The sequence below is a fragment of the Spelaeicoccus albus genome (assembly GCF_013409065.1).
In the GTDB taxonomy this organism is placed as follows: domain Bacteria; phylum Actinomycetota; class Actinomycetes; order Actinomycetales; family Brevibacteriaceae; genus Spelaeicoccus; species Spelaeicoccus albus.
Genome location: NZ_JACBZP010000001.1, coordinates 3,244,679 through 3,264,554 on the forward strand (window position 1 = coordinate 3,244,679; position 19,876 = coordinate 3,264,554).

The following is a 19,876-nucleotide window of genomic DNA, read 5'->3' on the forward strand; positions in this document are numbered from 1 at the left end:
TCGCCGTCGATCTATCAGACGCTGTGTGGCGGAGACGGACGGGAATCGAACCCGCCAGGCCGAGATACTCGGCCTCACCGGTTTTGAAGACCGGGGAGCCCACCAGGACTCGGACGCCTCCACGCTCACTGTACAACGCCTGCCGCAATGCCCGGACCTCGCTGTCGCAGGGCGATATCGGGCTAGGGTTGGGGCATGGGCGAGACTACTCAGCGACCCGGCGATCTGCACTCCGCCGTCAGGCTTACCGACTACGCGCACGGCGGCGGCTGTGCGTGCAAGATACCGCCGGGCGAGCTCGAGGACGCGGTTCGCGGACTGAGCGGGCAGCCGGACGACACAGTGGTCGTCGGGCTCGACGACGGTGACGACGCGGCTGCGGTACGGGTCCGTGCGGATCTCGCTGTTCTCTCGACCGCCGACTTTTTCACGCCGGTCGTCAACGATGCCTACGACTGGGGCAGGATTGCCGCAGCAAATGCGCTGTCGGACATCTATGCCATGGGCGGCGATCCGGTGGTCGCCATCAACTTGGTCGGCTGGCCGCGCGATGTACTGCCGATGGAGCTGTTGACCGAAGTTCTCCGCGGCGGTTTGGCGATTGGCACCGAAGCGGGCTGCCCCGTCATTGGCGGACATTCCGTGGACGATCCCGAACCGAAGTACGGGATGGCAGTGACCGGCGTGGCCCGCCCCGACCGGCTGCTGCGCAATGACTGCGCGGAGCCCGGCTTACCGCTGACCTTGACGAAACCTATCGGCTTGGGTTTGCTCAACAATCGGCACAAGTCGACCGGTGACGTGTTCGACGAGGCCGTGGCCACGATGGTCCGTCTCAACCGGGATGCCGCCGGGGCGGCCTTGGCTGCCGGGGCGAGGGCCGCGACGGACGTCACCGGCTTCGGCTTGCTCGGCCATCTGTACAAGATGTGCCGCGCGTCCGGCGTGGGCGCGGTCGTCGATCGTGCGTCAGTCCCTCTCATCGCCGGGGCGGAGGAGGCATTACGGGACGGCTTCGTACCCGGCGGGACCCGTCGCAATTTAGACTGGGTCAGTCCGCATCTGAGGGCCGGTAGCGTGATTCGCGAGGACGACCTGCTGCTGTTGTCCGATGCCCAGACCTCCGGCGGGCTTCTCGTCGTCGGCGAGGTGCCGGGCTATCCGGTGATCGGGCATACGGTGGCCGGAACGGGCATCGAGGTTTGCTGAGAGCCGGTGTCAATCAGCCGGCTGTCGTGATCGAATCGTCGACGATTCCCGCCGCTCGCCGGGCGGCAAGCCTGGCTTTTTGCGGCTCGATCGTAAAACGGGGGTCCTCGGCCGAGCGGATGCCGGCTTGATGGATTCCGAAACGCGTCAAGACCGAAGCACCCAGCAGGGCCAGCCCCGAGGCCACGGCAACGGCGCGGTGCCGCCCGGCCACAATCGTGCCGATACCGGCCGCCGCAGCAAGACGTCGGCTCCATTTCAGCATTGCGCCGGGCCGTCCCTCGTTCAGCGGCTCGGCCGAAACGGGGTCCATGCGCTTTTCCATTATTTGTGAGGCGAGCAGATCACCGGCGACGCCGAGTACGGCTAGTTTGCGCGCCGGCCCTGCCTCGCTCGCGGGGGTGGTGATCATCGCCAGTCCGCCCGACGCGAGCCCGGCCGAACTGACGAACACGAACGGCAGGTCTTCACGCGCGGCGTTCCACGACGGTACGGCCGTGTCGGCCAGCAACGCCGCAGTGTAGGCGGAAAGCGGGGCTCCGAGAATTGCCGCTCCGACGCCGGCCGGGGCCTCCAGCGCTCGAAGCGCCTTTCGCAAGGGACCGATCGGTACTCGGTGACCGCTCACGCGATCAAGTTCGCAGAGGGCGGGTATCGATGCTGCCGCGCTGAAGGCACTGAGGATCCAGGATCCGATGCTCATCGGAGACGTCACCTTGAACGTGCGCAACATGTGCAGAAATCGTTCGGGGCGGCCGAGATCGGCGACAAGGCAAACGGTTCCGGCCCCCGCTGCGGAAATTGCGGCAAGCCGGCAATTGCGTCGCAGCGTCGTCAATCCCGCCGCCTGCCCGCCGAACGCCAGTAGCGCCGAGCCTCCCGCGACTCCGCCGAGAAAGAGATAGGCCGCGATCGGGTTCTCCCATGGCGGCGGTTTGACCACCGGCCGTCCGTAGTACGAACTGAATTCGGCCTGCGGGACCATCGGCGTCTCGCGGGAGCCGTCGCCGGACCCGCGGGATCTCTTTCCCGGTTTTCGACGTCGCCGACGCGGTAATTCCGGCGGCCGGTGACTATCGAAGTCGGACACCGTCATTTCATGGCTCCGGACAGGAAAGCGGCAGCCGCGGCGGCCATCATGCCGACCGCCGCCAGGCCGGCGCGCTTGTACATTTGCGGCAGATCGGCGGTGGGCACCCGGGGGTCGGGCGGCAGCCCGTAAACCTCGGGCTCGTCGAGCAGCAGGAATATCGAACCGGTCCCGCCGACTCCGTCGTTCTCGTTCGCGCCGTAAAGCCGTGCTTCGGTCAGGCCGCGCGCTTGAAGGTCGGACACCCGCTCCCGCGCGGTGCTGACCATCTCGTCGTGATCGCCGAACTTGATCGACGTCGTCGGGCAGGCTTGGGCACACGCCGGCGTCTGCCCGTCAACCATCCGGTCATAGCACAGGGTGCATTTTTGGGCGATCCCGGCGTTGGGAGTGCCGGGCTCGTCCGCCACCTGCTCATCGCGTTCGGCTTTCGGGGATACCGTGCCGTCGCTGCGCCTTTCGATCACGCCAAACGGGCAGCCCGCCACGCAGGTACCGCACCCGTTGCAGATGTCGTCCTGCACCACAACCGTTCCGAACTCGGAGCGGAACAGCGCCCCGGTCGGGCAGACGTCAAGACAGCCCGCGTTAGTGCAGTGTTTGCAGACATCCGACGACATCAACCACCGGAATTCCGGAGTGTCCGGCGGCGCGGTATCTCCGGCGGCGATGTCGAACACGGAGAACTCGACCGGATCCGCCTGCGGCCGACCCGCTGACGGCGCTGCCGATTTTGTCTCGGGCGGGCCGATGCCGGGCATGCCCAGATCGACGAGAGCACGGCCCGATTCGCGTGCTTTTTCAATACGGTCCTGATCTTGTTCGACGAATGCGACATGACGCCAGGTATTGGCGCCAAGACCCCCCGTATTGTCATAGGACGAGCCGAGCAGTTCGAATTCGCTGTCGGTAGGGTTGTGGTTCCACTCCTTGCACGCCACCTCGCAGGCTTTACAACCGATACAAATCGACGTGTCGGTGAAAAAGCCTTGACGCGCGTGTTGCGCCGGCCGGCCGGCGTCGTCGGCGAGCTCGGTCGGCTCGGCAAGCTGGTCGGTCATGTGTTCCTCCGCGGTTGATCACCACTTTGTCCCAAGCCGGACGACGTGGGCTTGTCGTTGCCGGTCGCTACCGTCAGGCCGGCACGCTCCCGGTACTCGCCTATCAGCTCAAGCAGTTTCGCGCCCCGCGGCCTTCGACCCGCCCGGATGTCGCACGATCCGGTCTTGGACTCTTGGATTTGCACGTTCGGATCGAGAGTCACTCCCAGCAGATCATTTGCCGCGTCCCCGGAGACCACCGCGTCGTCCCCGACGCCCCAGTGGTAGGGAAGGCCGATCTGATGAACCGTGTGCCCGTTCACCACCAACGGCGTCATTCGCGCGGTCACGAGGACTTTGGCCTCGATCGCGCCACGCGGGGAAATGATCGTTGCCCATCCGTAGGGGTCGAGCCCGCGCTCCGCCGCCAGCTCGGCGGATATCTCGCAAAACATCTCCGGCTGCAATTCCGACAGGTACGACAGCCAACGGCTCATTCCACCGGCCGTATGGTGCTCGGTCAATCGGTACGTCGTGAACATGTACGGGTAAACGTCGGCTCCCGGGGCGTCGCCGCTCGGGGCGCTCAAGTTGTCCTCGCGGGGGAACGTCACCCGGGCCGGGCTCCGCTGCACGCGGTAGAGCGGATTCGCCACCGGCGACTCTTGCGGCTCGTAGTGGGTGGGCAACGGGCCATCGACCATGCCTTGAGGAGCGAACAGCCAGCCCTTGCCGTCGGCTTGCATGACAAACGGGTCGTCGCCGGCCAATGCGGCCGCGCCGCCCACGTCGTGCCCGGGCCGACTGTCGGGTGAGCGATCGACGGGGAAATCCGGAACGTCGTCACCGACCCATCGGCCCTCGGTCTCGTCCCACCAGACGTACTTCTTGCGGTCGCTCCACGGCTTTCCTTCCGGATCGGCCGACGCTCGGTTGTAGAGAATTCGCCGATTGGCCGGCCACGCCCAGCCCCACTCCGGGGCCGGGGGGCTCTGTTGCCCGCCCGGTACACGGTCCGCCGCATGGTTGACGCCGTCCGCGTAAACGCCCGTGTAAATCCAGCAACCGCCGGATGTCGAGCCGTCCGGGCGCATCTGCGTATAAGAACTCAGCGGGCGCCCCGCGTCGGCCCCGGACAAGTGATAGCCGTTGATCTCTGCCAGAACGGACTCGGCATCGGGGTCGCCCGCATCGTCGGTCGGATAATCCCACGTCAGGTCGAGGATGGGCCGGTCGCGTTGATCGCTCGAATTCGCGAGCTTGCGCTTGATCCGTTTGCCGAGTTCGTAAAAGAACTGCAATTCGCTTTGGCAGTCCCCCGGCGGGTCGGTTGCTTGATGTCTCCACTGGAGCAGGCGCTGCGTTTGAGTGAAGGTCCCGGCCTTTTCCACGTGGTTGGCCGCGGGAAGGAAGAATACTTCCGTCTCGATCTCATCGGTCCGCAGCTCTCCGGACTCGATCTCGGGGCCGTCCTTCCACCAGGTGGCCGATTCGATGAGGTTGAAGTCGCGGACCACCATCCACTTCAAATGCGACATGGCCAAGCGCTGCATCCGTCCGTTGGCCGAGCCGATCGCGGGGTTCTGACCGAAGACGAAATACCCTTCGACATCGTCGTCCAGCATGCTCATCGTCGTTTGATAGGTCCCGTGCGGCCCATTGATGCGCGGCAGGTAGTCGTAGGCCCAATCGTTGTCCTCTCCGGCGGCCTTCCCCCACCATGCTTTGAGCAGGCTGATTGTGTACGCATCCGCGTCGGCCCAGAAGCCCTTCTGGTTTTTCGACGCGATCCCGTCGAGATACTTCTCCAGCGACGGTTTGTCCACGCTGGGCATCGGCAGGTATCCGGGCAGGAGATTGAACAACGTCGGAATATCGGTCGAGCCTTGGATGCTGGCATGGCCGCGCAGAGCCATGATCCCGCCGCCCGGTCGGCCGACGTTTCCCAGCAACAGTTGCAAGATAGCCGCCGTACGAATGAATTGGGCGCCCATCGAGTGCTGAGTCCAGCCGACCGCATAGGCGAAACATGTCGTCCTCTCGCGGCCCGAATTCCGCGTGATGGTCCGGGCGAGGCGTTCGAAGTCCTCGACGGCGATGCCGCACGCGTCGCGAACCATCTCCGGGGTGTAGCGCGAATAATGGCGTTTGAGAATCTGGAATACCGTGCGCGGATGGCGAAGCGTCTCGTCCCGCACAGTTCGAGCCGTGCCCAACGGGGGCCCTCCGCTCCCGTAATGGTCGCCCGTGGAATGTTCCGAAGTGCCCGGCGGCTCCCCCAGGTCGCCTTCCTCGGGTGCTGTCTCATAGTGCCAGGACGACGTATCGTACGCGCCGGTCTCCGGGTCGTATCCCGAGAACAGTCCGTCGAGGTCTTCGGTGTCGCGGAAGTCCTCGTTCACGATTGTTGCGGCATTCGTATACGCCGTCACGTATTCCTTGAACCACAGATCGTTGCCGATGACATAGTTGATCAGAGCCCCCAGGAGCACGATGTCCGAGCCCGCCCGGATCGGCACGTGCTGGTCGGCGACCGCGCTCGTCCGCGTATACCGAGGATCGATATGAATGACCGTCGCGCCGCGGGCTTGTGCTTCCGTCACCCATTGGAACCCCACTGGATGGCATTCGGCCATGTTGGAACCTTGGATGATGATGCAATCCGCATTCGCCATGTCCTGCAGATACTGGGTGGCGCCGCCGCGCCCGAACGAGGTTCCCAAACTGGGAACCGTGGCGGAGTGTCAAATACGTGCCTGGTTCTCCAGCTGGATCGCCCCGGCGGCGGTGAAGAGCTTCTTGATGAGGTAATTCTCTTCGTTGTCCAAGGTGGCGCCGCCGAGAGCCGCGATTCCCATCGTCCGCTTCAACGGCCGGCCCGTGTCGTCCGCGTCCTGCCAGGTATTGCGCCGCGAAGCGATGAAACGGTCGGCGATCATTTCCGTGGCGGTGTCGAGATCGAGGTATTCCCACGTGTCCGAGCGCGGGGCACGGTACAGTACCCGCGTTTGTCTACCGGATGCGTTGACGAGCTGCTCGCTGGCAGCTCCCTTGGGGCACAGTCGTCCTCGGGAGATCGGCGAGTCCGGATCGCCTTCGATGTGCACGACCTTCTCGTCCTTGACGAACACGCGCTGGCCGCAGCCGACCGCGCAATACGGGCACACGCTCTGCACGACCCGATCCGCCGTCGTCGTCCGCGGCGTAATCGACCGCGTTTTTGGCGAGGTGACCGCCGACCCGCGTCCGAACGAGTCATCGGAACGCAGCTGCCGGAAGACCGGCCATTCCAGAAAGCTGAACCGCGACATGGTCTCAGGCTACTCCATGTGGCATGGTTCACAGCCGAGAAGACGCTCGGAGATCACGGACGTGGACAATGCTTCTTGCCGATATTCGGCAAGAAGCATTGAAAGCATTCCCGCCTCGTATTCCGGGTCGTGCGAGGCCACCGCATCCTTCGCCAGAACAACACGGAAGTTCCGCGCATACGCTTCGCTCGCGGTTTGCGCGATGCACGTATGCGTCGAGACGCCGGCCACGACGAGTTCGGTGATCTTCGCGCTTTGCAGCAGCCGGAGCAAATCCGTCCCGAGGAACGCGTTGTCCCGGCGTTTGACTATCGGCTGCGAATCCGCGATGTCGAGACCGTCGACGCAGGCGGCCTGTTTACTGCCGCGAAACAGATACCCCTGGTCGTCGTCGAGCATGTTCAAGGTCCACGTTGACTTGTCTCGCAAGTGCTCGGTGCGCACGTTCACCACGAGCGCACCGATTTGTCGTGCGAGCCGTATCAACTCGTTGCACTGCTCGGTCACGCGCGACCGGCAAGCCGCGAGCCGCGGGTTTTCAAAATATGCGTTTTGCATGTCAACTATCACGATCGCCGTACTGATGAGCCAATTCACCTCGGCTTATGTGGTCGCCGCTACGGGCGTGCGCTACTCAATGTTTGCGGAGTTTCTTCATCAAGTCGCTCTTGTTCAGTTTCGAATAGCCGCTCAACCCGAGTTCCTTGGCCCGTCCGCGCAGTTCATCAACGGTCCAATCCTCGTAGCTGCCGGCCTTACCGCCACGCTTGCCGACCTTCGATTTTCCTTCACTTGCCGACGCATTGGAGATTCGAGCGGCCTTTTCCTTGGACTGGCCCTCCTCACGCAGGTCCTCGTACATTTGCGGTTTCTTCAGTCGTGACTTCTTGTTTGCCGGTGCCATCGTCGACGCCCCAATCTGTTGGTACGGACTTCACTATTGCGATTCGGAATTGTTGTGCGGCAAGAATTCTTGCGCCTTCGTCTTGATTCCTTGTTTGAGGATCCCCAACCGGTTCGGGTCTCCCTTCAAGAGCGCCAGCGCGGAGTCTTTTGCCTGCTCAAACGTCGCGTGCGGCGGTATCGGCGGCATATCCGGATCGACGTACATGTCAAGAAGCGTGGGACGGTCCGCCGACAATGCCGCATCCCAGGCCGGGCCCACGCCGTCCGGAGTATCGACCACTATCGCTTTCAGGCCAATACTTTCGGCGAAGTTCGCATACGACACTTCCGGCATCCGCTGCGATTCGAGGAAGTTCGGCGCGCCCTCGGTCGCCCGGATCTCCCACGTCACCTGATTCAAGTCGTTATTGTGCAACACGCACACGATCAACCGCGGGTCGCTCCATTCCTCCCAATAACGCTTGATGGTGATGAGTTCCGCCATCCCGTTCATTTGCATGGCCCCATCGCCGGCAAAGGCGATAATGGGACGGTCGGGGAAACCGAACTTCGCGCCAATCACATACGGCACGGCCGGGCCCATTGTGGCAAGCGTGCCCGACAGCGAGCCTCGCATGTTGCCGGTGAATTTCAGCTGCCGCGCATACCAATTCGCGCTCGAGCCGGAATCAGCCGTCACTATCACATCGTCGGGAAGTCGTTTCGACAGCTCGGAGAACACGCGAAGCGGATTGACCGGGTTCGACTCGACCATGGCCTCGGCCTCCATCACCTCCCACCAGCGTGCGACGTTGGACTCGATCTTCTCCTTCCAGGCGCGGTCCTCTTTACGCTGCAAGTGCGGAATGAGCGCCTGCAAAGTTGCTTTGGCGTCGCCGACGAGATTTTCCTCGTACGGATAGCGCATACCGATGAATTTTCCGTCGATATCAATCTCGACGCCGCGGGCCTGATCGAATTCGGGGAGGAATTGCGAGTACGGAAAGCTCGAGCCGACAGTCAACAACGTGTCGCACTCCATCATCATTTCGTAACTCGGGCGAGTGCCCAGCAGGCCGATCGCCCCCGTCACGAACGGCAAATCATCGGGCAATACGTCTTTGCCCAATAAGGCCTTAGCAACGCCGGCACCGAGAAGATCGGCCACCTGCTCCAATTCGCTGCGCGCATTCTTCGCGCCGGCGCCGGCCAGGATCGCCACCTTCTTGCCGTCGTTGAGAACCGCAGCGGCCCGCCGAACTGCCTCATCGTCGGCGACAACCGTCGGCATGCTGATCCCGGTGCTCGAGGGCACCATCTTGAAGGCGTGCGTCGGCGGCGAGTATTCCATTTCCTGCACGTCAAGCGGGATGATGATCGCCGTCGGCGCTCGCTCGGCCAACGCCGTGCGAAAGGCGCGGTCCAACACGTTCGGCAACTGTTCCGGAGCAGTAACCATGTGCACGTACTCGCTGGCGACGTCCTTGTACAGGCTCATCAGGTCGATCTCTTGCTGGTACGATCCGCCCATCGCCGTCCTGTTGGTCTGGCCCACGATTGCCACCACGGGCTGGTGGTCGAGTTTGGCATCGTAGAGACCGTTCAACAAATGCACGGCTCCGGGCCCGGAGGTGGCCATACAGACTCCGACTTTTCCGGTGAACTTCGCATAGCCGACGGCTTCGAACGCACTCATTTCTTCATGCCGGGATTGGATGAAGCGCGGAACGTCGTTCTCGTCGGCTTGCGACCATGCAGCCACGATGCCGTTGATACCGTCGCCCGGGAATGCAAACACCTTTTCGACGTCCCATTCGCGAAGCCGCCCCAGCAGATACGTTGCTACCGATTCTTTAGCCATCCGGTTCTCATCCTCCTAGTTGTCACTGTCGACATGCTGTGATGTGATGCGGGTCGCTCAACCTCGCCGGCTGAGTATGTCGGCCGCTCGGGCCGCAACCGCCATGATCGTCAGCGCGGGATTGGCGCTGCCTTGCGTCGGTAAGACGCTTCCGTCCGTGATGTACAGATTGTCCACGGCAAAAGAGCGGCATGACGCGTCGACGACTCCGCTACGTTCGTCCGTCCCCATCCGGGCCCCGCCGACCAGGTGGGCGAACCGCCGGATCGTGATCAGGTCCGAACCGCCCGCGGCGCGCAGTATCTCCTCCATCTTCGTCTGAGCTGCCGTGACGAGTTGCCTGTCGTTTTCACAGGTCGAATAGGCGAAATTGGCGATCGGCATGCCGTTGTGGTCCGTCTGCTCGTCCAAGGTCACCCGGTTGTCGGCTTGCGGCAGCAATTCGCACAGCGAGCCCATTGAGGCCCAATGCACGTAGTCGGTCATCCGGAGGCGCAATTCTTCACCCCAATATCCCTGCGCCGTGAAGTGCTCGGACCAGGTGACCGGAAGCGGAGCCACGTTCTGCAACGAGAAACCGCGCTTGTACGGCTTGTCCGGCTGGGTTTCATAGAAGTCTTCGCACGTCACTTCCGGCGGGGGCGCCTTGTACTTCCTGATTTCGCTTTCGAACCGCGCACTTGTCTGCGGGGCGCCTTGCACCATGAGGTAACGCCCAACCAGATCGTGGTCGTTGCACAGGCCGTCCGGGAATCGTTTCGACGTCGAGTTCAGCAAAAGACGCGGCGTCTCAATCGAATAGCCGGCCACGACGACGAGTCGTGCTCGCTGGAAATGTTCGACGCCTTCGTGCACGTACCGGACGCCGGTTGCCCGGCCGGTCCGCTCGTCGATGTCGATTTTCGTCACCATGCTGTCGGGCCGGATCTCGGCGCCATGGGCAAGCGCGTCGGGGATATGGGTGATCAACGGCGACGCTTTGGCGTTCACTTTGCAGCCTTGCAGGCAAAACCCGCGGTAAATGCAGTGCGGTCGGTTGCCGAATCTCCCGTTGCTGATGGCGACCGGGCCGACTTTCGTGGTCAGACCCAACTCGCGAGCACCGCGTTGGAACACTTCGCCGTTACCGCCGACCGGGTGCGGCCGATGCGGGTACGAATGCGGCTTTCCCCACGGCCAGCGCTCGCCGGCAACGGGAAGCTCTTCTTCGATGGCGCGGTAGTATCCTTCCAATTCGTCGTACGACAACGGCCAATCGACGCCGACGCCGTCCAGTGACTGCGTCCGGAAATCGCTGGGATGGAACCGGGGTGCGTAACCGGCGAAGTGGACCATTGAACCGCCGACTCCTCGACCTGAATTATTCGCTCCCAGCGGGACCGGATCGTTGCCCGAGATTATCCTGGAATCCGTCCAAAACAGGTCATGGGAGCCTGCCTCGTCGCTGACCCAGTCGGTGTCGGGGTCCCAAAACGGGCCGGCGTCGAATCCGATGACCGACCAGCCGGAACGCGCCAAACGTTGAATCATCGTCGATCCGCCGGCGCCGCAGCCGATCACTACGGCGTCGACCTCGCTATCGTGCGAAAAGCGCCGCATGTCTGCTCGCAGCGCGTGGTTGGTCCGCGTGCCGTCGGTCGGCAACAGCCAGGCGGACTCATTGCGGCTACGTACGCCCGGCATCAGTACGGCACCGGCCCTTGCTCGGGATGAGTTTCCTCAGCTTCGAACGGCTCTTTCTTGCCGATTCCCGCATTCTTGTAACCGCGGGGGTACGCCGGACCGGGGAACCCGATCTCGTTCCACGCCCACGGGTGGGAGTAGAAGGCCGCGCACACGTAACGCATCCACAAATTCCAGACTTCAGTCGCTCGCAGACCGTGCCACAGCTGCGAACTCAGGCCCTGGACGCCGCGCAGGATTTCCACCTGCTCGTCCAACGTGCACTCGGAAAATCGGCCGCCGAAAGCTGAATCGGCGTCGGCATCGAGGTTGGCCAACGATTTCCGCCACGTCACTCGGTCCGGCGGAAGATCCTGATGGTGCCAGCCGTCGGTCCGGTTGGCCGCCAAGCGAGATTCCACCGGCTCGAGAACCGGAATCCGAGGTTCGCTGTGCTGGCCCATCAACTGATCGAAGAGCGCGGCAGCCGTTTCGCGTTCCGCATCGGTGAAGAATATCCGGCCGTCCCCCCGGCCGAGTCTGGATTCGACGAGTTCACGCGTGACCGGGTCCCAATGCTCGGCCTGGCTCATCACGTCGAAGTCACCGAACCGCCGGTACGGCAATGCGCCGCTCACTTTTCTCGCCTCAAAATCGATGCGAGCAACCCCATCCCGCCGACCATCGTGACCAGCAGCGGGGCAAGGAGCGGCGGGCCCATCTCCATGTTGTACCGAAAGTTTGACCAGCCGCCGGGCTTTTGCCGTATTCCGCGCGCATGGAGGTACAGACCTTGCAGGCCGTTGGCCACGATCAGCGCCGACGTGACAGGCAATACCGTCTTGGCCATTCGGTGACTGGCGAAACCGGCGATACCGGCAGCCGTGCCGACCGGGCCGGCGACAACGGGCAACCACATGTTCTTGTTGCCGAAGCTGGCGCTGTCATGTTCAAAGTAGATTTCCGCGGCAGTGATCATACTGCCTGCTGCCATGAAGGCCGACAAGCTCCGCTCGAATCGCCCCGTTTCCACGTCCCGGATCAAGCGATCGATTCCGTAAGCAGTTTTGCGAGTGCGTCGCCGTAGCGCATTTCGCGCGCGTTGAGCCATGGAGCATCCTTCCCGAATCGGAAGTCTGCGCCACGGACTAGGGCGTTGCACTCAGCGTATTCCGCGTACCCGGGCATGTCTAGCCGCCGACCCGTGCGTCCTCGCCGCCGCCGATCCGACGCTTCACCACGACGGCCGCCGCGGCCGCCGCCGTCCCGGCCACTGCCCCAAGGGCAGCCAACAGTGCGTGTCGCCTGGACGCCCACGCTTGGACGCTCGACTGCCGAGAGTCGTCATCGAACACGCCATGGACCCCGTAGTCCTTGTCGGCGTCCGCCGGATGCCAGAGGTTCGCCGGCTGGGAGGGGTCGCGATCCTCGGCGGTTTGCTGAGCCGAGTACCCGGTCCGGGCCAGATACCTGTCCAACAGTCCGGCCGCGATCATGTTGCCGAGCAGTGTCTTCACGGTCGAGAAACCGACCCAGTATTCGCGACGTCCGGGATGTTCGGCAGCGTAGACGACTGCGCGCGCAGCCACTTCCGGCTGATAGATCGGCGGAACGGGCTGCGCGTGTTTGGGCAGCCGAGACAGCAGCCATGAGAATTGCGGAGTGTTCACGGCGGGCATGACCACCATCGTCGTGCGGAGTCGGCTCCGCTCGTGCAGAAGTTCACACCGCAGAGATTCGTTGAACCCCTGAATCGCATGTTTGGACGCGCAATAGGCGGCTTGCAGAGGAATGCCGCGGTACCCGAGCGCCGAGCCCACTTGAACTATCGCTCCGGCCCCACGCAGGCGCTTCAACGCTTGCAGGGTTCCGTAAACGTACCCGAGATAGCTGACCGCAGTCACGCGTTCGAACTCGGCAGGAGTGATCTCGCGGACCGGTGAGAAAACGGAGGTAAATGCAACGTTCACCCACACGTCGATCCCGCCCAGCCGATCCTCGATCTGGTCGGCGGCCGACTCCAGCTGGTCCGGGTCCGAGACGTCGGCACTAACTCCCAACGCCTCGGCGCCGGTGGCTTCGACGTCCCGAACCGCCCCGTCGAGGCCGGCGCGACCTCGGGCGATGAGCGCGACAGTCGCTCCGCGGCGTCCGAACTCTATAGCGGTCGCGCGGCCGATTCCGCCGCTGGCGCCCGTGACGACAACTACTGATCCCGCAATCGATTTGCGCATTCGAGCCTCACAGATTCTCTACCGAAGACGCCGCTTGCTCGACACCAACCATGTCTACTCGTCACCGCACGGGCAGTCAACGCGCTTGCCCTGCGGCCTACCATTTCGGAAGAGCCCGTTCGAATTGTGACACCATCAACTTCATGGGCACTTCTCTCAGCGAACAATTCCCGCCGCACGTCCTGCGTGAATACGCGCTCATTGCCGACGGCGAGCGCGGCGCTTTGCTCGGGCCACGTGGAGACATCGCGTGGATGTGCGTGCCGCGGTGGCACGACGATGCCGTCTTCTCGACGTTATTGGGCGGCGGAGGCGTATATTCGGTCTCCCCCGAGGATCCTCGCACGGTTTGGGGCGGCCAGTACGAGCCCGGCAGCCTGATATGGCGCGGCAGGTGGATCACCACCGACAGCATCATCGAGTGCCGCAATGCTCTTGCCATGCCCGCCGATCCCCGGTGCGCGATCTTGTTGCGCCGGGTCTACGCAGCGCTCGGCGAGGCACGCGTGCGCATCCACCTGGATGTCCACGCATGCTTTGGCCGCAACGACATGACCGACGTGAAGTATGACTCGGGGGTCTGGACAGCGACCTCGGGGCCGCTTCACCTACGCATCACCGGTCTGGACGATGCAGTCCTCACCGACGACGGGTTTCTCGAGGCGGTTGTCGCTATCGAGGAAGGCGATCATCGCGATCTGACCCTTGAAATCGGCGACTACGCGCCGGTCGAGGCGCCGGTGGACCCGCAGTTCATGTGGGATGCGACGGAACATGCCTGGGCGGACGCCGTCCCGGACCTGACCGACACGCTCACTCCCGCCGATGCCCGGCAGGCGTACGCCGTCTTGCACGGGATGACAAGCGCCACGGGCGGAATGGTGGCGGCCGCCACCACTTCCCTGCCGGAGCGGGCAAAGGGCAGCGGCAATTACGATTACCGCTACGTGTGGATTCGTGACCAGTGCATTGTCGGTCAAGCGATTGCCGCATGCGGCGCGTACCCGTTGCTGGGCGATGCGGTGCGGTTCGTGTCCGCGCGGTTGCTGAGCGACGGCGACCGCCTGGCGCCCGCTTATACAGTCACCGGCGGCCCGGTGCCCGATGAACGGCATATCGGATTGCCCGGATATCCCGGCGGGTCGGACAAAGTTGGCAATGGTGCCAGCGACCAATTTCAGCTGGGCGTGTTCGGCGAAGCACTATTGCTGTTTGCCGCGGCCGCGGGCCGCGACATGCTTGATGCGGACGGCTGGCGCGCCGTGGACGTGTGCATCGAGGCCGTCAATCGGCACTGGACCGAGCCCGACTCCGGGATCTGGGAACTCGGGAGCGCGCGGTGGGCGCACTCTCGGCTCAACTGCGCGGCAGGACTCAGGGCCATCGCTGCGTACGCCGATGCCGGGAAGGGCGCCGGCTTGCACGCTCGCGCCGATGAAATCGTGGCAAACGTCGGGGCCGACTGCCTGCACCCCGAGGGAAGATGGCAACGCTCCCCCGACGACCCACGCGTTGACGCCTCATTGCTGCTGCCGATTCTCCGCGGTGCGCTCAACGCCGACGACCCGCGTTCGGTTGCCACCGTCGAGGCGATACGCCGCGACCTCGGCCGCGATGGGTACATTTATCGTTTCAGCCAGGACGCCCGCGACCTCGCCGACGCCGAGGGAGCATTTCTCATGTGCGGATTCGACATGGCGATGGTGTTGAACCAAATCGGGAAGGGCGACGAGGCGCTGCGCCACTTCGATCGCAACCGCGACGCGTGCGGATCTCCGGGTCTTTTCACCGAGGAGTACGACATCGGCCAACGTCAGCTCCGCGGCAACCTCCCCCAGGCTTTCGTACACGGCGCGCTTCTCGAGGCGGCGAAGCGGCTCGCGTAGTTTCCGCACGCCGCCCGCACGCTGCCCGTGACGACAGCACAGTGACAACAGCACGGATCGGCGGCTTTCGCGTGCGACGGAATCGGCGGTAGTGTGAAAATCTGCCAAGCAGTCGGCGGTTCATCTCATTGATTGAGCGGGTCTACGCGCCCGAGTCGGCTCAGGCCGCCGTCCTCCGCGCCGCTCTTTCGGAAGCGGAGGCCGTTCCATGGGCCACGAAGTAGAAACCGAAAACCGAATCGTCGGACGCGCGGTGGCCACGCCGTTGCCGTTGGGATTCCTTGCCCTGCTGATAGTGACGGTGACGTTCAGCGCTGTCGAGCTCGGGTGGGTCCCTCTCACCGAAGGATCGACGGCCGCCCTGGCAGCACTCGTGTTGGCTGTGCCCTTGCAGGTCGTGGCGTGCATCTTCGGGTTCGTCCGCCGCGATCCGGTCGCTTCGACGGGAATGGGCGTTTTAGCCGGCACGTGGGCGTTCGTGGGAATCAGTACCCTGACATCGCCGCCGGGCGCGAGCAGCCCGGGGCTCGGAGTCGGATTGATCGTGGCCGGAGCGGCGCTTTTGGTGCCAGTGGCTTCGGCGTTCAAAAAACCGGCGGCGATGACGGTGATGACGCTCGCCGCGGCACGATTCGTCGCAACCGGAATTGCCGAGGCGTCTGCGTCGCACGTCTGGCTGACAATATCCGGCTGGGTCGGCTTGGTGTTGGGACTGACGGCGATCTGCGCCGCCTTCGTCGTCGAACGCGAAGGGGTCGCCAGAGCCCGTCGGCAATCGTAAACCTTCCGCCACCGGAATCGAGCAACACTATGGAAACCCCGACGATCGACAATCTCACGGCACGGGCGTACACCGTGCCGACCGACGTGCCGGAGGCCGACGGCACGTTGTCATGGAACTCGACAACTCTCGTCTTGGTGCAGGCGTATTCGGGCGACACCGTGGGGACCGGATGGACTTATGGCCCGCCCGCGTGCGCGTCCATCGTCTCGGGCCTCTTGAGCGACGTCGTACGCGAGTCGAACGCGTTCGACGTCGGCGGTTGTTTCGATGCGATGGTGAAACAAGTACGTAACGCCGGGCGACAGGGCGCAGTCGGGTACGCCATCTCAGCGGTCGACGTCGCGCTCTGGGATTTGAAAGCGCGCCTACTCGATTTGCCGCTCCATCGCTTGCTCGGCGCAGTGCGCGACGACGTGCCCGTTTACGGCAGCGGCGGATTCACCACCTACACGGACGCGCAACAAGAACAGCAACTCAATCGATGGGTACACGACCAGCATTTGCCCCGCGTGAAGATCAAGATCGGCGAAGATTGGGGGAATGAGCCCGGACGCGATTTGTCTCGCATGCGAGACGCTCGCCGGCTCGTTGGCGATGACGTCGAACTGTTCGTCGACGCCAACGGCGCCTATTCGCGCAAACAAGCGGTTCGGGTGCTGAAGGCAGCCGAAGACGTCGACGTGCATTGGATCGAGGAGCCGGTGTCGTCGGACGACCTCGAAGGATTGCGGCAGATCCGCATGATGACAGCGGCCGACGTCGCCGCCGGAGAGTACGGCTTCGACGTTTTCTACTTTCGCCGGATGTGCGCCGCCGGCGCCGTCGATTGTCTTCAAATCGACGCGTCACGCTGTGGCGGTATCACGAACTGGTTGAAATCGGCCGCCGTGGCGGAAGCTTTCGGCCTGGAAGTATCCGGGCATTGCAGTCCGCACTTGCACGTCCACGCGGCCGCGGCCACGTCGAATTTTCGTCATCTGGAGTGGTTTCACGACCACGTCCGCATCGAAGAAAAGTTCTTCGACGGCACATTGGACCCTACCGGCGGCGCCGTTCGTCCCGATCCGGTCGCCCCCGGAAACGGAATCCGCGTCAAGACCAACGACATCGAGCGGTGGCGAGTCCTTTGAGCCCTTGAAGGCCCGCCCCCGCCGGGCATAAGCTCGAATGAGTCAAGCAGCCGGCGATTTAGGGCCGAGATAGCGCAACGGCCCCTCACTAGTGAGCACTGGGTTGAAACAGGGAGGCCCTCATGACGGATTTCGACGGCAACGACAATGAAATTCCCAGCGGGACGCACGACCTGCGTGACGATGCATTCGACAACGCGGACGACGACGAGACAACGCTTCTGGCCGCCGACGAGGAAGACGACAACGAGACGGACGACACGCCGTCGGGCGCGGACACTGCGGGCGACAAGACCGAAACTTTTGGCGTAGGTCCCGGGGAGGACCCGTCCGCGGGTGCCAGCGGAGCAACCGAAGCCTATCGCACCAACCGATCGCCGGATGTCGGATAAGCCTCTTCGCCTTAGCCGGCGCCGCCGTTTAACCGCCCATATTGTTCGACGGCACGCCGGAATGTAGCCTGGAAACGCGGTTAAGTATCGGCCGGTCGATGACAACGAGAATCGAGCAGAAATGTCGATGCTATCCGATCCGGTTTCCAACTCTCCGTTTGAATCCGACGAGGTCGAATCCGACGTCGAGCCGATCGAATTCTTCGGTTTGAGCCACGAATCATTGACGGATCCTTTGTACAACGCCTTGGTGAACCCGTGCCGCCGCGCAATCCTGACATTGTTGTGCAAGCAACGAGACTCCACGCTGGAGGAGTTGGCGGCGGAATTGCCGTCACCCGGTGTCAGCTTGTCTGAACACATCAAGGTGCTCGTCGATGCCGGCACCGTTGCAGCATCAACGGTCGGCGACGAAATCGTCTATACCGTCAACCTCGATACGCTTACGGAAATTGCCGAGCATTTGAACGCGATGCGCGATACGGCAAGCGCATCACGTTAGATCGCTTGCACGAAGCACTACTTCGAGCCTGATTCGTATCGGCCGCGGCGGCCACGGCGAATCACCCCGTCGTCGAGTCCACGCCGTAACGCATTGCGGTAACGGCCCGGGCCCCAGTACCGGGCTCCGACTTGTCGATAGAGTTCACGGCTTCCCATTGGCCCGGACTCGCCGAGGACACGTGACAGAGCGAGAACTTCTTGCTCGAGCGTGTCACCGTCGCCGCTCCGCGAGGACACCGAGGCCCACGGCGCATAGAGACCGGACTCTCCGGGGCCCGGGCGGTAACGCCGGACGCCGGTCATCGATCCTTCGCGGCGCCGCGGCGTTTCCGAGCCGGCGCTTTCATCGGTCGGCGTCTCGTCATGAGACCGACCGCCGGCGTCACCGGCCGTCAGCGGTTGCGCAATGTCTTCGAGGTCGGCTCCTTCGGCCTTGACGCCGAAGAAGAGTTCGCAAATACCGCCGGCTGCCATCACGGCCGCACCGATATAGAACGCTACTGCAACGAGACCGCGGTCACCGGAACCAATCATCTGGCCGAACAGTAACGGCCCGGTGATTCCGCCTGCTGCCGTGCCGATTGCATAAAAGAACGCGATCGCCAAAGCTCGCGTCTCCATGGGAAAGATTTCGCTGACCGTCAGGTACGCCGCACTCGCACCGGACGACGCAAGGAAGAAGCACGCGGCAAGGATCACCAGAAATACCCATTCGTTTCCGGCATGGGAAACGAACACTAGAGCAAGGACCGCCGCGATCACGGCCGAACCGATATAGCTGATCGCGATCATCGGCTTGCGCCCAATTGTGTCGAATAGGCGGCCAAGAACCACTGGTCCGACGAAATTGCTCAGCGACCAGACGATGATGAAGATCGGGACTATTGCCGACGCGATACCGAAGTACCCGTGAAACAACGTGCCCAGGTTGAAGGTGATGCCGTTGTAGAGAAACGCTTGCCCGACGAAAAGCGCAAAGCACAGTATCGCGCGCTTCGGATACGTCTTGAAGGCCACCTTGGCGATTTCAACGAACGAGATGGACGTGCGTTGACGAACCGTCAACGATTTGTCGGGCTCGGACAACTGCTGCCCGGTCTCGTCGTGAACTCCCGACTCGATGTCATCGACAATTTTCTCGGCTTCTTCTTCCCTTCCGTGGATGAATAGCCACCTCGGGCTCTCCGGCACGTTCTTACGCACCACAAACACGAAAATCGCCAGCACGGCGCCCAGCGCAAAGGCCAAACGCCAGCCGAGATCTTTGGAGAAAATGTCGGTATTGAGAAAGAACAGAGCGCTCGCCGCTCCGCCCGCCGCACCGAGCCAGTATGTGCCGTTGATGATCAAGTCGATCCGCCCGCGAAGACGTGCCGGGATCAGTTCATCAATCGCCGAATTCACCGCGGCGTATTCTCCGCCGATCCCCGCACCGGTGACGAACCGGGCTATGAAGAAATACCAGGGAGAGAACGAAAACCCGGTGGCCACCGTCGCCACCAGGTAAACGGTCAACGTGATCATGAACAGTTTCTTCCGGCCGAACCGGTCTGTCAGCTGGCCGAAGAACAAGGCACCGAGACAAGCGCCGAGCACGTAAATGCCGGCTGCCGTTCCGATTTGTCCGGGCGACATCGAGATGCCGCTGCCGTTTTCGGTCAGGCGGGCGGCAACGCTGCCGACCATCGTGACTTCCAGGCCGTCGAGGATCCACACGCTACCGAGGCCGACGACAACCAGCCAGTGGAAATGCGACCACGGAAGCCGGTCGAGCCGTGCAGGGACTTTAGTGGTGATAGTGCCGAGTTCAACGTCGCGGCTCATTGCGTCACCTCATCATGGCGGGCGCGTGGAATCAGCCTGGACTCGACCTCATTTCACACCCTAG

General features: G+C 63.1%; 17 protein-coding genes and 1 tRNA gene. 6 read left to right on the forward strand and 12 right to left on the reverse strand.

Annotated features, from left to right (window positions below):
- Positions 1–26: 26 nt before the first annotated feature.
- Positions 27–121, reverse strand: a tRNA-Sec gene (locus BJY26_RS15090).
- 74 nt (positions 122–195) lie between these two features.
- On the opposite strand from BJY26_RS15090, the gene selD reads away from it, so the two are divergent.
- Positions 196–1,209 (forward strand): selenide, water dikinase SelD, encoded by a 1,014-nt coding sequence (gene selD / locus BJY26_RS15095; protein WP_179429026.1) that lies wholly within the window; start codon positions 196–198, stop codon positions 1,207–1,209.
- A gap of 13 nt (positions 1,210–1,222) precedes the next feature.
- On the opposite strand, the gene nrfD is transcribed toward selD, so the two are convergent.
- The 10 genes from nrfD to BJY26_RS15145 form a co-directional block, all read right to left on the reverse strand.
- A complete protein-coding gene (gene nrfD, locus BJY26_RS15100) occupies positions 1,223–2,305 on the reverse strand; it encodes an NrfD/PsrC family molybdoenzyme membrane anchor subunit (RefSeq protein ID WP_179429027.1) in 1,083 nt (360 codons plus the stop codon).
- Positions 2,302–3,360 carry a 4Fe-4S dicluster domain-containing protein gene (locus BJY26_RS15105; RefSeq protein WP_179429028.1) on the reverse strand — a complete coding sequence of 353 codons (1,059 nt, stop codon included), beginning with the start codon at positions 3,358–3,360 and terminating at the stop codon, positions 2,302–2,304. Before BJY26_RS15105 ends, nrfD begins: the two co-directional genes overlap by 4 nt.
- Positions 3,357–6,650 carry a formate dehydrogenase gene (gene fdh / locus BJY26_RS15110; protein WP_179429029.1) on the reverse strand — a complete coding sequence of 1,098 codons (3,294 nt, stop codon included), beginning with the start codon at positions 6,648–6,650 and terminating at the stop codon, positions 3,357–3,359. The genes BJY26_RS15105 and fdh overlap by 4 nt, the downstream gene beginning before the upstream one ends.
- 9 nt (positions 6,651–6,659) lie before the next feature.
- Positions 6,660–7,247 (reverse strand): cysteine hydrolase family protein, encoded by a 588-nt coding sequence (locus tag BJY26_RS15115; protein WP_342354675.1) that lies wholly within the window; start codon positions 7,245–7,247, stop codon positions 6,660–6,662.
- Positions 7,248–7,284: 37 nt separating this feature from the next.
- Entirely contained in the window at positions 7,285–7,554 is a 270-nt protein-coding gene (locus BJY26_RS15120; RefSeq protein ID WP_179429030.1) for a DUF7218 family protein, read from the reverse strand.
- A gap of 33 nt (positions 7,555–7,587) precedes the next feature.
- On the reverse strand, positions 7,588–9,396 hold the full coding sequence (locus tag BJY26_RS15125) for a thiamine pyrophosphate-requiring protein (RefSeq protein ID WP_179429031.1): 1,809 nt from the start codon (positions 9,394–9,396) through the stop codon (positions 7,588–7,590).
- 57 nt (positions 9,397–9,453) lie between these two features.
- Positions 9,454–11,079, reverse strand: a complete 1,626-nt coding sequence (locus tag BJY26_RS15130) for a GMC family oxidoreductase (RefSeq protein ID WP_179429032.1) — start codon at positions 11,077–11,079, stop codon at positions 9,454–9,456.
- The gene (locus tag BJY26_RS15135; protein ID WP_179429033.1) at positions 11,079–11,696 is read right to left on the reverse strand and encodes a gluconate 2-dehydrogenase subunit 3 family protein; all 618 of its coding nucleotides are present in this window, start codon (positions 11,694–11,696) and stop codon (positions 11,079–11,081) included. The genes BJY26_RS15130 and BJY26_RS15135 overlap by 1 nt, the downstream gene beginning before the upstream one ends.
- Positions 11,693–12,052, reverse strand: coding sequence for a hypothetical protein (locus tag BJY26_RS15140; protein ID WP_237248780.1), 360 nt, complete (start codon positions 12,050–12,052; stop codon positions 11,693–11,695). Before BJY26_RS15140 ends, BJY26_RS15135 begins: the two co-directional genes overlap by 4 nt.
- Before the next feature lie 196 nt (positions 12,053–12,248).
- Positions 12,249–13,292, reverse strand: a complete 1,044-nt coding sequence (locus BJY26_RS15145; RefSeq protein ID WP_179429035.1) for an SDR family oxidoreductase — start codon at positions 13,290–13,292, stop codon at positions 12,249–12,251.
- A 143-nt stretch (positions 13,293–13,435) separates the two neighbouring features.
- Here BJY26_RS15145 and BJY26_RS15150 point away from each other — a divergent pair, with 143 nt between their 5' ends.
- The 5 genes from BJY26_RS15150 (at position 13,436) to BJY26_RS15170 (ending at position 17,986) form a co-directional block, all read left to right on the forward strand.
- Complete coding sequence (locus BJY26_RS15150) at positions 13,436–15,178, forward strand: glycoside hydrolase family 15 protein (protein WP_179429036.1); 1,743 nt, start codon at positions 13,436–13,438, stop codon at positions 15,176–15,178.
- A gap of 208 nt (positions 15,179–15,386) precedes the next feature.
- The gene (locus tag BJY26_RS15155; RefSeq protein WP_179429037.1) at positions 15,387–15,959 is read left to right on the forward strand and encodes an acetate uptake transporter family protein; all 573 of its coding nucleotides are present in this window, start codon (positions 15,387–15,389) and stop codon (positions 15,957–15,959) included.
- 29 nt (positions 15,960–15,988) lie between these two features.
- Positions 15,989–17,092 (forward strand): enolase C-terminal domain-like protein, encoded by a 1,104-nt coding sequence (locus tag BJY26_RS15160; protein ID WP_179429038.1) that lies wholly within the window; start codon positions 15,989–15,991, stop codon positions 17,090–17,092.
- 122 nt (positions 17,093–17,214) lie between these two features.
- The gene (locus BJY26_RS15165) at positions 17,215–17,484 is read left to right on the forward strand and encodes a hypothetical protein (RefSeq protein ID WP_179429039.1); all 270 of its coding nucleotides are present in this window, start codon (positions 17,215–17,217) and stop codon (positions 17,482–17,484) included.
- A gap of 121 nt (positions 17,485–17,605) precedes the next feature.
- Positions 17,606–17,986, forward strand: a complete 381-nt coding sequence (locus BJY26_RS15170) for an ArsR/SmtB family transcription factor (RefSeq protein ID WP_179429040.1) — start codon at positions 17,606–17,608, stop codon at positions 17,984–17,986.
- A 17-nt stretch (positions 17,987–18,003) separates the two neighbouring features.
- Here BJY26_RS15170 and BJY26_RS15175 read toward each other — a convergent pair whose 3' ends face one another.
- A complete protein-coding gene (locus tag BJY26_RS15175) occupies positions 18,004–19,812 on the reverse strand; it encodes an MFS transporter (RefSeq protein ID WP_179429041.1) in 1,809 nt (602 codons plus the stop codon).
- Positions 19,813–19,876: the final 64 nt, after the last annotated feature.